Origin of the sequence: Acinetobacter sp. Gutcm_16 (assembly GCF_028649355.1) — a bacterium.
Classification (GTDB): Bacteria; Pseudomonadota; Gammaproteobacteria; order Pseudomonadales; family Moraxellaceae; genus Acinetobacter; species Acinetobacter johnsonii.
On record NZ_JAQSUV010000036.1, the window covers coordinates 297,678 to 311,990 of the forward strand.

At 43.4% G+C, this 14,313-nt stretch carries 12 protein-coding genes; 3 read left to right on the forward strand and 9 right to left on the reverse strand.

The window, feature by feature from the left end:
• Positions 1 to 29: 29 nt before the first annotated feature.
• A complete protein-coding gene (gene acs, locus PTT44_RS14990; protein WP_168158718.1) occupies positions 30 to 1,973 on the reverse strand; it encodes an acetate--CoA ligase in 1,944 nt (647 codons plus the stop codon).
• A 454-nt stretch (positions 1,974 to 2,427) separates the two neighbouring features.
• Here acs and PTT44_RS14995 point away from each other — a divergent pair, with 454 nt between their 5' ends.
• A complete protein-coding gene (locus tag PTT44_RS14995) occupies positions 2,428 to 3,399 on the forward strand; it encodes a mechanosensitive ion channel family protein (protein ID WP_168158719.1) in 972 nt (323 codons plus the stop codon).
• On the opposite strand, the gene PTT44_RS15000 is transcribed toward PTT44_RS14995, so the two are convergent.
• From PTT44_RS15000 to prfB, 5 genes are all read right to left on the reverse strand, one after another.
• The gene (locus PTT44_RS15000) at positions 3,385 to 4,095 is read right to left on the reverse strand and encodes a 16S rRNA (uracil(1498)-N(3))-methyltransferase (protein ID WP_168158720.1); all 711 of its coding nucleotides are present in this window, start codon (positions 4,093 to 4,095) and stop codon (positions 3,385 to 3,387) included. The genes PTT44_RS14995 and PTT44_RS15000 overlap by 15 nt on opposite strands.
• 226 nt (positions 4,096 to 4,321) lie before the next feature.
• Complete coding sequence (locus tag PTT44_RS15005) at positions 4,322 to 5,602, reverse strand: 3-deoxy-D-manno-octulosonic acid transferase (RefSeq protein WP_168158721.1); 1,281 nt, start codon at positions 5,600 to 5,602, stop codon at positions 4,322 to 4,324.
• A 99-nt stretch (positions 5,603 to 5,701) separates the two neighbouring features.
• On the reverse strand, positions 5,702 to 6,781 hold the full coding sequence (locus PTT44_RS15010; protein WP_168158722.1) for an alkene reductase: 1,080 nt from the start codon (positions 6,779 to 6,781) through the stop codon (positions 5,702 to 5,704).
• A 27-nt stretch (positions 6,782 to 6,808) separates the two neighbouring features.
• Positions 6,809 to 7,108 carry an ArsR/SmtB family transcription factor gene (locus PTT44_RS15015; RefSeq protein WP_004691709.1) on the reverse strand — a complete coding sequence of 100 codons (300 nt, stop codon included), beginning with the start codon at positions 7,106 to 7,108 and terminating at the stop codon, positions 6,809 to 6,811.
• Positions 7,109 to 7,248: 140 nt separating this feature from the next.
• Positions 7,249 to 8,344, reverse strand: a protein-coding gene (gene prfB / locus PTT44_RS15020) for a peptide chain release factor 2 (RefSeq protein WP_155115836.1) whose coding sequence is annotated in 2 segments (ribosomal slippage) — positions 7,249 to 8,271 and positions 8,273 to 8,344 — 1,095 coding nt in all. Because the reading frame shifts where the segments join, the coding sequence is not laid out codon by codon here.
• 483 nt (positions 8,345 to 8,827) lie between these two features.
• Here prfB and PTT44_RS15025 point away from each other — a divergent pair.
• On the forward strand, positions 8,828 to 9,604 hold the full coding sequence (locus tag PTT44_RS15025) for a putative porin (RefSeq protein WP_005401517.1): 777 nt from the start codon (positions 8,828 to 8,830) through the stop codon (positions 9,602 to 9,604).
• A gap of 169 nt (positions 9,605 to 9,773) precedes the next feature.
• Positions 9,774 to 10,529, forward strand: a complete 756-nt coding sequence (locus tag PTT44_RS15030; protein ID WP_168158723.1) for a putative porin — start codon at positions 9,774 to 9,776, stop codon at positions 10,527 to 10,529.
• 45 nt (positions 10,530 to 10,574) lie between these two features.
• Here PTT44_RS15030 and recJ read toward each other — a convergent pair whose 3' ends face one another.
• Genes recJ through glmM form a run of 3 tightly spaced genes read right to left on the reverse strand, consistent with a single transcriptional unit; the run spans position 10,575 to position 14,283 of the window.
• Entirely contained in the window at positions 10,575 to 12,281 is a 1,707-nt protein-coding gene (recJ, locus tag PTT44_RS15035; protein ID WP_168158724.1) for a single-stranded-DNA-specific exonuclease RecJ, read from the reverse strand.
• Entirely contained in the window at positions 12,282 to 12,938 is a 657-nt protein-coding gene (gene pdxH, locus PTT44_RS15040; RefSeq protein ID WP_005401514.1) for a pyridoxamine 5'-phosphate oxidase, read from the reverse strand. It abuts the gene before it with no gap.
• A gap of 13 nt (positions 12,939 to 12,951) precedes the next feature.
• Positions 12,952 to 14,283, reverse strand: coding sequence for a phosphoglucosamine mutase (gene glmM, locus PTT44_RS15045; protein WP_168158725.1), 1,332 nt, complete (start codon positions 14,281 to 14,283; stop codon positions 12,952 to 12,954).
• Positions 14,284 to 14,313 lie beyond the last annotated feature (30 nt).

Sequence of the window (14,313 nt, forward strand, 5' to 3'; positions counted from 1 at the left end):
GACATGGGCTTTTTGGCTTCAGCCAACATTTATCCGTTTGGATAAACTTCTTTAATCAACACTTCGACCACTTGTGGTTCAGCCAGCGTCGATGTATCGCCCAAACTATCTAACTCGTTCGCCGCAATTTTTCTTAAAATACGGCGCATAATTTTACCTGAACGTGTTTTCGGTAAAGATGGTGCCCAATGTAAGGCATCTGGTGTCGCCACAGGACCGAGTACCTTTCGTACCCACTGAATCAGCTCTGCACGGAGTTCTTCCGTTTGTGCAGTGCCCGCTTGTAAAGTGACAAAGGAACAAATTCCTTGCCCTTTGATGTCATGTGGCATTCCTACTACGGCAGCCTCAGCCACCGCCTCATGTGCCACCAAAGCACTTTCCACTTCGGCCGTGCCTAAGCGGTGCCCTGACACATTTAGTACATCATCGACTCGACCTGTGATCCAGTAGTAACCATCTTTATCACGGCGTGCACCATCGCCCGTGAAATACGTTCCCGGATAAGTTGCAAAATACGCTTCGATAAACCGCTCAGGATCCCCCCAAATGGTTCGCATTTGTCCCGGCCATGAATCCTTAATCACCAGATTGCCTTCGGCCTCACCTTCTAACTCTTTGCCTTCAGCATCAACCAAAGCGGGTTGAATCCCAAATAAAGGACGCGTTGCAGAGCCTGGTTTAAGTGGTGTCGCACCCGGAAGTGGAGAAATTAAAATTCCGCCTGTTTCAGTTTGCCACCAAGTATCCACCACTGGGCAACGGCTTTCCCCCACCACTGTGTAGTACCAATTCCATGCTTCAGGGTTGATCGGCTCTCCGACGGAACCAATTAAACGCAAACTGCTACGATCACTCTCACGGACAAAGGCATCCCCTTCACGCATCATGGCGCGGATCGCTGTCGGTGCCGTGTATAAAATCGTCACATTGTGTTTGTCGACAATATGCCCTGTACGTGCCCAACTTGGATACTGTGGGATTCCTTCAAACATCACCGTTGTGGTTCCATTCGACAAGGGGCCATACAGCACATAAGAGTGCCCTGTAATCCAGCCCACATCGGCGGTACACCAAAAAACATCATCTTGTTTTAAGTCGAACACTTCACGGAAGGTACTATTCACATAAGTTAAATAACCGCCTGTGGTATGCAGCACCCCTTTGGGCTTACCCGTTGAACCTGAGGTATATAAAATAAATAGGGGATCTTCGGCATTCATCGGTTCAGGTGGACAAATCTCGTTGACGGTCATGATCTCCATGTGATACCACAAATCACGCTCTTCTTTAAGCGTGATTGGATTGCCTGTACGGTGCACCACAATCACGTTCTGTACTGAGTCTGTCCCGGGTAGATTCAATGCTGCATCTACATTTTCTTTCAGCGGAATCGGTTTCCCCCCGCGCATTCCAGAGTCTGCGGTAATCACAATTTTGGCTTGACTGTCATCAATTCGGCTTGCCAATGAATCAGGCGAGAAACCACCAAACACCACACAATGCACGGCACCGATTCGGGCACAGGCCAACATCGAAATGGCTGCTTCTGAAATCATGGGCATATACAGCACCACACGATCGCCTTTCACCACACCATGCTTTTTTAGGACATTGGCAAAACGACACACTTCGTCATACAGTTCAGCAAAGGAAATGATTTTATGGCGTGACGGATGGTCACCTTCCCAAATAATGGCAGGTTTATACGGATGCTCTTTTAAGTGGCGATCAAGGCAGTTAGCACTTAGGTTTAACTGCCCATCGGCAAACCATTCAATTTTAAAATTATCTTTGTCATAACTGGTGTTTTTAACTTGGCTAAAAGGCTTGATCCAATCTAGCTTCAAAGCTTGTTCAGCCCAATATTCATCAGGTTGTTCTATCGATTTTTGATAACGTTCAAAATATTCTTGTTCATTGGTGCGCGCAGTTTTTTCAAATTCAGCAGGTACAGGATAGACTTCTTTCATATCATACTTCCTTATATTCTGACTCTCATCGCGAGAGTTCATGCCACAGTTATTAGTTTATTATTGGACTGCATAACCACAGTATGACGATTGTTTTTTAAACAGATCAACACGGCTTTGGTCGTATATTATTTCTACAATTTAAAACACATTTTATAGTGATCATTCAAGGAGATCCTGTGTTTAATCCGTAACATGAACAAAGCTGAACTCAGTAAAGTCGCTCCAGCTAGGCTTTTTTAAGCATATTGTTACACTTCAGTCGGTACTATTTCATGCACAAGGAGCATGACTTAGTGCCTTCAATTCAAAACTAAAGCGTTTAAAAAACATAAATATGGGTTTTTATCCGTCTATCAATCACCCAGAATGCGATAATTTCATACGTATTTCTCTATTAAACGCACACATTTTTCAGGCAAAATATGCCAAATTTTCAGCGATTGGAGCACCAGTGTCAGAACAAAATCATAGCTTGAGCGAGGTTGCTCAAGGTACGTCAGAGATGCTACATGACGCGACAGCAAAAACCACGCAAAGTGTGATTGCACATACTGCAAAATATAATGATGCCTATTCCACCATCGACAAATTTATCGATGGTTTTTGGGAGCGTATGCCTTATTTTTGTATTGCACTGATTACCTTCGTCATTTTTTATTTGCTCTCCAAACTGTTTAAGCTTTTTGTTCGTAAAGCACTGTCTGATCGTTCTTATACCAAGCAAAACCTTGTTCTAGTCCTGAATCGTGTCGGCAGTTCAGCCATCGTCTTTATTGGCTTCCTGATTGCCATGGTGATTGCAATTCCAGGTTTCACACCCGGTCAGTTGATGAGTGCTTTGGGGATTGGTTCTGTTGCCATTGGTTTTGCATTTAAAGATATCTTCCAAAACCTTCTTTCAGGGATCCTGATTTTACTGGGTGAACCGTTTAAGATTGGCGATGACATCATCGTCTCGGGTATGGAAGGCAACGTTGAAGATATTCAAATTCGTGCCACTTACTTACGTGCGCCAGATGGTCGCCGTATCGTGATTCCGAATGCGACTGTGTATACCAGTGCAGTCACTGTCAACACTGCCTATCCACGTCGTCGCTGCGAATTCTTGGTCGGTATTGGTTATGAAGATGACATCAAAAAAGCCAAAGATATTATTTTAGGCATTTTAGACCGAGACACGACTATTTTAAGTCAACCAGGTTTTAGCGTGAACGTCGCTGCACTTGCAGATTTTTCGGTGAATCTCAAAGTCCAATGGTGGGTCAACACCACAGAAACTACGGTATCTGGCTCGATCAGTTCGGTACAAGAATATGTGGTTCAGGCCTTTGCTGAGCAAGGAATTTCTATTCCATACCCAGTCCAAGAAGTTCGCGTCGCAAAAAATGACAGCTACCCAACAGAAGCCTCAACCGCTAAATAAGCGTCCTAAAACATAAGGGATCACGGTTTCAGTCCGAATAATACGGTTGCCTAAGCTCATCACTTGGCAGCCGTTTTTTACAAGTAGGTCAACTTCGTAAGGGATAAATCCACCTTCCGGTCCGATCACAACCGTACAGGGATGCTGAATCGCAAAAGGCATTTTGGCATCGCTATAAGGATGTGCCACATAAGCAGGACAATCGGCTGAAATCAGACTTGGCAATTGATCTTCAACAAAAGGCTTAAAGCGTTTATAAATTTCAATTTTGGGTGCAACCGTATCACCTGCCTGCTCTAGCCCCAAAGTCACATATTGGTCCAACTGTTGTAAGAACGGGGTTTGCCAATAACTTTTATCGACCCGATAGCTGTGCAGCAAAATGATTTTTTCAACCCCTAAAGTCACCGCATCCATAATCAAACGACGCAGAACTTTAGGGCGTGGCATCGCGACAATTAAAGTCACGGGTAGTTTGGCTGGTACAGGTTCTTCATATAAGGGTTTTATGCGTACAGCTGTTTCGGAAACCTCAACCACTTGCGTAAGATGACGCTTTCCGTTTTGTATCCCGACTTTTAACGTATCACCGGCTTTCAGCTCTAAATGACGATGCAAATGTTCAAGCTGGCGCTTGGCACTAATGGACCAGAGTTCAGATTCAGTTTGTCGCGGGTCTAAGAGAACGATATTCATAATTTGAAAAAACTACTTTAAACTGTGCGAACTCGTGATATTCAGCAGCTTAATCACTCATAGCCACAAATAACAATATAAATTTAAAGCCCCTGTGTAGGCATGACCCTACTTTTGAAAGAGCAAAAGTAGGCAAAACTCTTTGTTAGGCTGATAGTACATCCCTATACCACAGCCTAACGGTGGCATCCCTGCCACCTCACCGTTCCTATTTATTGTGAATAGTCTATAAATAAGCATCAATCACTTGAATATGCTTTTTCAAAGAGCCCGTATTTAACTGCATAATCTTTTGTGCAGATTGATTCAGTGTATTGGCCTGCTCGGCATCCTCTAACAGTGTCATCAACACCACGGCAGCTTGTTCAGCATCCTCAACAACTTTCACTGCATTGGCTTGTACAAATTCATCGACAATAGTTTGGAAATTAAAATAGTTTTTGCCCAAAACCGTCGGCACATGTAACGCAATTGGCTCTAAAATATTATGTCCGCCACCCGGTTCATTTAGTGATCCCCCGACAAAACAAGCGTTCGATAAGGCATACCATAACCACATCTCCCCCATCGAATCGGCTAAATAGACTTGGGTTTCCGCCTCTATTCTTTGTCCCGTACTTCTGCGAGTGGTGTTTAAATTTAAACTTTGCGTGATGTTAAAGACCTCATCAAAACGCTCTGGGTGACGCGGCACAGCAATACACAACATTTCAGGCTGTGTATCCAAATATGGCTTAAGCGCACTTAACAGTTTTTGTTCTTCAGGTGCATGAGTACTGGCAATAGTAATGATCTTACGCCCAACGAGCGACCATTCTTTCTTGAGCTGAACTGCTTGTTTGACAAAAGATTCTGGCGCATGAATATCAAACTTAATACTCCCCACCACCTGTGTTACCGATGGCGCTGCACCGAGCTGAATAAAGCGCTCTGCAGCTGCCTGATCTTGTGCCAAGAGCTGATCTATTCCGTGTAACATCGGCTGCGTCAGGCTAGACACTTTGGCATAGCCTTTGGCTGATTTTTCAGAAAGACGTGCATTAATCAAGATACATGGCACCTGACTCTGCCCCGCTTGGGCAATTAAATTCGGCCAGAGTTCAGTTTCAACCAAAGCCAAAAGTTTGGGCTGATACAATGCGAAAAACTGGCGAACTAAAGGTTTTTGATCCGCAGGTAAATATACAGCTTGGAACAGATCTAGATAAGGTGCTTTTAAAAATAGTGATTTGGCCCGCGCCTGACCCGTTTTGGTGGTATTGGTCACCAAGACTGGATGACCCGCTTTTAAATAATGCTCGATGAGAGGCTGCGCTGCATTGGTTTCACCCACCGACACCACATGGAACCAAATCGCTTGGCGATTTTTAACCGGTTGAAACGGCCCGAAACGTTCGAGACATTCTTGTTGAAATTGTTCTGTAGTCTCTGCACGTTTTTTTATTTTAGACTTATACAGCGGTTTGATCAGCGCAAGTGCTGCGTTATACCAAAAAGGAGTAGCCAAATACGTGCTCCAAAAATCAATGCAAAAATAAAACAGCGCAACTCATATTATCCCATGAATTGCGCTGTTATCTTGTCGCGAATTTAACGGAAAAGCAATTTAAACCGCAGCAGTTTCCATTTCAGCTAAAGTCGGATAGTCCACATAGCCTGCCGCGACATCTGTTCCAATCATGTTTTCCAGTTTCAATTCATTCAGTGGCGCATCTTGTAGTAGACGCTCATACAGGTCTGGATTGGCAATATAATCCTTACCCCAAGACACTGCATCAGCCTGACCCGATTCCAATAGATCAATCGCATCTTCACGGCTTAAACGCATATTGGCAATCAATGGCACACCACCCGAACGTTGTTTCAGGTAAGTACTGATACTGTCGTCTGCCAAATATTCACGGGTAAAGAAGAACGCAATCTGACGTTGACCCAGTTGCTCCAGTGCATAACCAAAGGTTTCACGTGGATCATCATCGCCCATGTCATGCTCATCACCGCGTGGTGCCAAATGCACACCAACACGACCTGCACCCCACACTTCAATCAGTGCATCGACCACTTCTAACAACAAACGTGCACGATTTTCTACGCTGCCACCATATTGGTCATCACGTAAGTTAGTTGAACTTTGCAAGAACTGGTCAATCAAATAGCCATTGGCTGCGTGCAATTCAACCCCATCAAAGCCCGCAGCTTTGGCATGAATCGCAGCCTGTTTATACTGTTCAACAATGCTCTGAATTTCAGCAACCTCTAATGCACGAGGCACCACATATTCACGTTTCGGACGCAATAAGCTGACATAGCCTTTTTGTTGTACACGACTTGCTGAAACTGGGGTTTCACCATCCAATAAATCAGGATGCGATACACGACCAACATGCCACAACTGCGCCACAATTAAGCCCGCTTGGTCATGTACAGCTTGAGTGACTTGTTTCCAGCCTTCAACTTGAGCTTCATTAAATAGCCCCGGGGTATTCAAATAGCCATTGGCTTCTTCAGAAATCACGGTCGCTTCAGAAATGATCAAACCTGCACTTGCACGCTGTGCATAATACTCCGCCATCATGGCTGTTGGCACACGGTCTGCCGTTGCACGACTTCGTGTTAAAGGAGCCATAATGACACGGTTTTTTAAGTGTAGATCACCTAAAGTTAAAGGAGTATTCAGTTCAGCCATAGTCGCCTCGATCGTCACTTTTTTCAATTAAAGTGAACGTTGCAAATGTTCGATATATTGCTGAATCAACGCTTCATTGCGCGAAAAATAAGACCATTGTCCATATTTTTCCACTTGAATTAAACCAGCCTGCTGTAGCACAGACAAATGATTCGACATCGTCGATTGCGATACATTTCCCAACCGTTCGATATGACCTGCACATACGCCGCGTCTAAAGTCACCACATTCGTCACTCGATAAAAATTGTTCCGGTTTTTTTAACCATTCCAAAATTTGGCGACGCGTTGGATTAGCCAAGGCTTTAAAAATTAAATCTATATCCATACTCAAGACACGTTTAATGGGCAGCAAAGCGTTGTCAGCTTGTTTTACCTAATATATCGCATTTTTTCGATTTTAATATCGATTTTTTTAGATATATTGTGAAATAACTGATAACACTTTGCTTTCATTCATCATTTAAATTACAAACCTTGTTTTAAGCTTGCTTCAATAAACTTATCAAGGTCACCATCTAGTACTGCACCTGTGTTGGAGTTTTCAACACCTGTACGTAAGTCTTTAATACGCGAGTCATCCAATACATAAGAACGAATCTGACTGCCCCAACCAATATCCGACTTCGAATCTTCAAGTGCTTGAGCCGCTTCGTTACGTTTGCTCATTTCCAACTCATACAACTTCGCACGTAACTGTTTCCACGCATGGTCACGGTTGGCATGTTGTGAACGTTGGTTCTGACACGCCACCACAATGCCTGTTGGCGCGTGGGTTAAACGTACCGCAGAGTCTGTTTTGTTAATGTGCTGACCACCTGCACCCGAAGCACGATAGGTATCGGTACGCACGTCAGATGGGTTGATATCAATTTCAATGTTGTCATCGACTTCTGGCGAGACAAACACAGCAGAGAACGACGTATGACGGCGGTTACCCGAGTCAAATGGCGATTTACGTACTAAGCGATGCACGCCCGATTCGGTACGCAACCAACCATAGGCATATTCACCTTCAACACGAATCGTTGCTGACTTAATCCCAGCCACGTCGCCGTCTGATTCTTCCATCAATTCAGCTTTAAATCCGTGACGTTCAATCCAACGCATATACATACGCAGTAGCATTGACGCCCAATCCTGCGCTTCTGTACCACCTGAACCAGCTTGAATTTCCACATAACATGGATTTGGGTCCATTGGATTACTGAACATACGGCGGAATTCAAGCTTCGCTAACTCTTCTTCTGCAGAGGTCAATTCAGCTTGGACATCAGCCAACAGACTTTCATCATCGGCTTCGACTGCCAAATCAAGCATCGCTTGCGCATCTTCAAGCTGCGTTGCCAAACCATCTAACACATTTAAGACGTTTTCAAGTTCGCCTTTTTCTTTGGCCATGGCTTGTGCACGGTTTTGATCATTCCAAATCGCTGGGTCTTCTAATTCACGGAGAACCTCTTCTAAACGCTCTTTTTTCAGATCGTAGTCAAAGATACCCCCGTAATGTGAGACCACGGTCGTTTAAGTCTTTTAATTGGTTTAGATACGGATTAATTTCCACGTGAATTACTCTCAATCAATATAAAGCGAAAAATAGCCGCTGATTATATCACAGTCGACGGCTAGGATTATTCATCTCAAATTCGACAAAAACACACCCTTCTTTCTAGAGATTAAAACTGTTTAGCCTCCAAAAAAGCATTCTCTTGAACCGCAATCAAGCTGCATATAAATGCGAACCATCCCATAAAATACATACCGGAGAAGTGATCTCAACAGACAAACGGACTAAACATTTTGAGTTAAAATTGATTAAAATAGCGTCAAAAATTATGAAATCCACAGAATCTACACAATTTTAATAAAACAAAACATTATAAATTTATAATTTATTATCAATCATTTAAATTTAAAAAATTACACGATGTAACCGTAGATACAGAGCATTAACTTTCCTTTGGTTGACGCTTTTTTATTTTGCCCTAGACTGAAGTTGTAACAAAAAATTAATGAAATACAGTTCCACTTACGAGGGGTACATACCATGAAAAAATTAGCAATTGCTTCAGCATTACTTTCCGCTCTAGCGATCACAGGTACTGCACATGCATACCAAGCAGAGGTGGGTGCTTCAGCTGGCCTAATTGATCCAGACAACGGTAGTTCAAGTGGCTCTTTTGGCGTAGATGGCACATACTATTTCAATCCAGTTCAAACACGTAATGCGCCACTTGCAGAAGCAGCTTTCTTAGACCGTGCAAGTAACGTTAACGCAAAATACCAATACGACGAAGTCGGTGATGATGAGCGTCATCAATATGGTGTCGGTGCTGAAGTTTTCATCCCGAACTCAGACTTTTACCTAGGTGGTAAAGTGGGTCGTGATGATTATTCTTTTGACAATGGCGGTGACTTTGATACCACCGTTTATAGCGCTGAAGTCGGTTATTTACCTGCACCAGGCTTATTAATTGCTGCGGGTTTAAAAGGTTATGACAACGACTATAACGACGGTGTCGATCCAACTTTACGTGCTAAATATGTGACCACACTGAGCAATGGTAAAGACATTAACTTAGAAGCAGGCGCAGCTTTTGGTGATCTTGATGAATACAATCTTAAAGGCGATTACTTCATCGATAAAACTTTAAGCTTAGGTGCTGACTATTACAGCAATGACTTAAGTGATACTAGCGAATTTGGTATCAATGCCCGTAAATTCTTTACTCCACAAGTCAGCCTTGAAGGCCGTGTTGGCTTTGGTGAAGTTGGCAACAACGACTACAACAAATTCGGTGTAGCTGCGAAATACCGTTTCTAAGACCAGTCAATAAAACCTTACATACAAAAAGCCCATTTTCGAATGGGCTTTTTGCCCTCTCATAAAGCATTGTTATAAATAAAGATTGACTCCCTGCTACTTTTTTGTACACTTCGTTACAACTGTCATAGAACAGTCATATTTTTATAACAAAGAGAGAACCTCTAAAATGCTTAAAAAAATTGCGCTGACCACAGCACTAATCGCAAGCTTCGGGACTGCACATGCTTACCAAGCGGAAATTGGTGGCACCATTGCTGTGGCTGATCCTGATCATGGGGATACTTCAACAGGTTTTGCCTTAGATGGCACATATTATTTCAATCCTGTTCAAGTCAAAAATAATCCGCTGAATGAGGCTGCGTTCTTAAACCGCTCAAGTAATCTCAATGGCGAAGTTTCATATATTGATTATGACGTATACGAAGTCACTGCATTTAATGTTGGACTTGAGTATTTTATTCCAAATTCTGATTTTTACCTGAACGGTAATATTGGGCAAACTAAACATGAAGCGGACGGTGTTGAAGACCTAGATACCACCATTTATTCTGCTGAAGTAGGTTACCTACCTGTCCCTGGTTTATTGATTGCGGCGGGCCTACTTGGTTACGATAATGATTATGGTGATGATGTCGATCCAACCTTACGTGCTAAATATGTCACTCAAGTCGGTGCTTATGACATGAACTTTGAAGGTGGTGCATCTTTTGGTGATATTGATGCCTACAGCTTTGGAGCTGACCTATATTTAGATAAAACCCTAAGTTTGGGTCTTGGTTTCTCTGATACAGATGGGAAAGATGCTGATGTATTTACCATCCGCGCGAAAAAGTTCTTCACGCAACAAGTCAGCGTAGAAGGTGCAATTGACTTTGCTGATGATGGCAATGTGTTTGGCCTACGTGGTGCTTACCGCTTCTAATTGCAACTAAAATGTATTAAAAAAACCGCTCTATAGAGCGGTTTTTTAGTGTTGTTCTAAATGCAAAATGCGAAGTTGTACGCTGACATTGCCACGAAATTCATTTTTATCCAGCTCATAGACCAAACGAATTTGATGGTTCATCTCATTGAACTGGTATTTGTCCGCCGCATTAAAAGCAATGGCATCCACGACCTGTCCATTGTCTAAAGCAACACGTAATTTTAAATGCACTTCTTTCAGCCAGCGAAAATCTAAAATTTGAAAATTTCCTTCAAAAATAGGCGCTGGAAACTTTTGCCCCCATGGGCTAATCTGCTGCAGAAGATCGACCGTTTCAACTTGAATATTCTGTGCAGCTAACTCGCCATCGGTCCATAAAGTCGCCGTAAATAAACCTTCATCCTGAGCTGCCATCAGTACTTCAAAGGCCTGCTTAAAATCTTCAAAATGGACTTTTTGAATGGTTAAACCCGCTGCCGCAGCATGCCCACCAAAGTGGCTGATCAAATGTGGATGTTGCTCAGCAACACACTCAATGGCATCGCGAATATGCACTCCTTCAATCGAGCGTGCTGAACCTTTGATATGTATCCCATCTTCATCTGCAGCAAACACAATACTCGGACGATGAAACTGTTCTTTTAAGCGCCCTGCAACAATGCCAATCACCCCTTGATGCCAATGCGGCTCGAACATAATTAAAGCCGCGGGTAAGACCGTATCATCTAGTTGAATTTGATCCAAGGCTATTAAGGCCTCTTGTTTCATCGTGGTTTCAACTTGACGACGTTCCACATTCAACTGATTCAGTTGTTCTGCCAATGGATAGGCAGAGGCAAAGTCCTGTGCTAATAGACATTCAATCCCGATATCCATGGTTTCCATGCGACCTGCCGCATTAATACGTGGTCCCAGTACAAACCCCAAATCTTGCGCTTTTAAAGTTGCAGCCTCTCGACCTGCAATCTCCAGTAGAGCACTGATACCAGGGCGGCATAAATGCTGTTGAATGCGCTTCAGGCCAACATCGACCAAGATGCGATTGTTATAGTCAAGACTGGCAACATCGGCATAAGTCCCCAAGGCCACCAAATCCAAATACTGACTCATGAGTGTCGAAGACTTATTTAGTTTTTTACGATAGGTCGATAAGTTAGCCAAGACATAAAAGGCCACACCCACCCCAGCTAAGGCTTTACTTGGAAAATCACACCCCAACTGGTTCGGATTCACTACCGCTTGGGCACTGGGAGTCGGTTTGGTGGTCAAATGGTGATCGGTAATAATCACCTGCATACCATGATCTTGCGCTTGTTTCACGCCGTCATGACTGGAAATACCATTATCAACGGTAATCAATAAATCAGGTGTAAAGCTGGTAAATGCTAAATCCGCAATCGCAGGCGTTAAGCCATAACCATATTTAAAGCGATCTGGAACCAGATACTCTACCTGCGCCCCCATTTCTCGCAAAGCCAAGATCATTAAAGCGGTGCTGGTTGCACCATCTGCATCATAATCACCCACAATGACAATTTTGTGTTGCTGATCAATTGCAGCATCCATCAACTGAACCGCTTCATTTAAGCCTTTCAGACTAGGGGCCAGTAAATGCTTGAGCTTTAACTCCAGCTCCTGCGTTGACGCCACCCCACGGCGGGCTAAAATTTCTGCAATAAACGCAGGAATGTCCTGAAATAATTCAGGACAGGTAATAAAGGGTCTTTGCTTAATTTGAATGGCTGACATTTATGGCATCAAACGTTTCAGCATCCAGACATCTTGCTGTTTTTCATAACTTAAACGGTCATGTAAACGGTTCGGACGCCCTTGCCAAAACTCATAGTAGTCGGGCTCGAGACGGTAGCCACCCCAAAAGAGGGGTTTATTGAGTTCTGATTTACCTTCAACTTGGTTCTGCAATTGCTCAAAACGTTGTTGCAAGACTTCACGGCTTTCAATCACGCCACTTTGTGGTGTACTGATATGTGCCGCAATTTGGCTATCTCGTGGGCGCTTATGATAGTAGTCCGTCGATTCTGCTTCAGAAATTTTAACCACTTTACCACCAATGCGAATCTGACGTTCCTGCTCTTGCCAATAAAACAGTAACTCTGCATATGGGTTTTCAGCCAAATCATTGCCTTTTTGACTGTCATAATTGGTATAAAAATCATAACCTGCTTCAGTTGCACCGCGCAGCAATACCGTTCGTACATGCGGACGACCCTGGACACTTGCTGTCGCCAGTGACATAGCATAGGGTTCGTGCAGTTGTGCTTCTAAAGCATGATTAAACCAAAGCAAGAACTGAGCATGTGGATGGGTTTCTACACGATCTTCTCGCAGCTCGCCTTTTTGATAACTTAAACGAAGCTCGCTGAGATCTTTAATTAAATCACTCATTTTTCACTCCTTATTAAGCTGCATTCGCACGTACAGCATCAGCCAATGTATTGGCTAAAGTGTTGACTTCATCGAGGTCATCCCCTTCCACCATGACACGAATCACAGGTTCAGTACCTGATTTACGAATCAACAAACGACCACGACCTTTGAGTTGTTGCTCGGCTTTATCAAATTCAGCCACCAAAGCAGGCACCGCATAAGGGTCAAACATCGCCTCTAAACGTACATTCACCAGCACATTCGGTAGAAGCTTAAAGTCAGCAACCAATTCATGAAGTGCTTTCTTCTGCTCGATCATCACGGTAAGGACTTGTAGGGCGGCAATAATGGCATCACCTGTGGTACTTTTATCCAAGGTTAAAATATGCCCTGATGGCTCACCACCAATGACCCAGCCTTTTTCTTCTAGGCCTTGTAGGACATAGCGATCACCCACATTCGCACGTAATAACGCTACACCGGCTCTTTCCAAAGCCAACTCTAAAGCCATGTTTGACATCAAGGTACCCACTATTCCAGCAGGCTTTTTAGCGCTCTGTGTCGCCAAGATATATAAAATATGGTCACCATCAATCAGCTTGCCATTTTTATCTACTAAAATAACGCGGTCTGCATCCCCATCAAAGGCAATCCCCAGATCAGCTTTGTGTTTCAGTACGAGTTGCTGCAAATGCTCAGGATGGGTCGAACCACATTGCTCATTGATATTTACACCGTTAGGCTCATTATGAATGGCAATGACTTTGGCGCCAAGCTCACGAAAGACCGATGGGCCCACGTTATATGCAGCACCATTGGCACAATCCACCACAATGGTTAAATCGTTCAAGTCTAAATGGTATGGAAATGTGGATTTACAAAATTCAATATAGCGACCATTGGCATCTTTTACGCGAACACTTTTACCCAAGTTTGCCGTGTCTTCAATCACTAATTCTTTTTCAAGTTCTTGATTAATTTCTTCTTGAATAGCATCTGGTAGTTTCTTACCTTCACTGGAAAAGAACTTGATCCCATTATCAAAATAAGGATTATGTGATGCTGAAATCACAATGCCCAAACTTGCATGTAAAGCACGGGTCAAATGTGCAATCGCTGGGGTTGGTAATGGGCCCAATAAATGTACATAAACCCCTGCCGCATTTAAACCTGCTTGCAATGCCGACTCTAAAATATAACCGGATAAACGTGTATCTTTTCCGAGTACTACCAATGGTTTTGATTTTTTACTGTGGCGCTTTAAAACTTTCCCTGCGGCAAAGCCTAATTTAAGGGCAAATTCAGGGGTAATAGGGAGGACGCCAAACTTACCGCGAATACCATCGGTACCAAAATAACTCATGTTCTACTCACTTCTTAATGGTGATCTAAA

Coding starts and splice junctions, on each gene's coding strand:
- recJ (WP_168158724.1), bottom strand. CDS start 12,281: ATGTCAGCCATTCAAATTAAGCAAAGACCCTTTATTACCTGTCCTGAA.
- PTT44_RS15030 (WP_168158723.1), top strand. CDS start 9,774: ATGCTTAAAAAAATTGCGCTGACCACAGCACTAATCGCAAGCTTCGGG.
- acs (WP_168158718.1), bottom strand. CDS start 1,973: ATGAAAGAAGTCTATCCTGTACCTGCTGAATTTGAAAAAACTGCGCGC.
- glmM (WP_168158725.1), bottom strand. CDS start 14,283: ATGAGTTATTTTGGTACCGATGGTATTCGCGGTAAGTTTGGCGTCCTC.
- PTT44_RS15025 (WP_005401517.1), top strand. CDS start 8,828: ATGAAAAAATTAGCAATTGCTTCAGCATTACTTTCCGCTCTAGCGATC.
- PTT44_RS15000 (WP_168158720.1), bottom strand. CDS start 4,095: ATGAATATCGTTCTCTTAGACCCGCGACAAACTGAATCTGAACTCTGG.
- PTT44_RS15010 (WP_168158722.1), bottom strand. CDS start 6,781: ATGGCTGAACTGAATACTCCTTTAACTTTAGGTGATCTACACTTAAAA.
- PTT44_RS15015 (WP_004691709.1), bottom strand. CDS start 7,108: ATGGATATAGATTTAATTTTTAAAGCCTTGGCTAATCCAACGCGTCGC.
- pdxH (WP_005401514.1), bottom strand. CDS start 12,938: ATGAGTGATTTAATTAAAGATCTCAGCGAGCTTCGTTTAAGTTATCAA.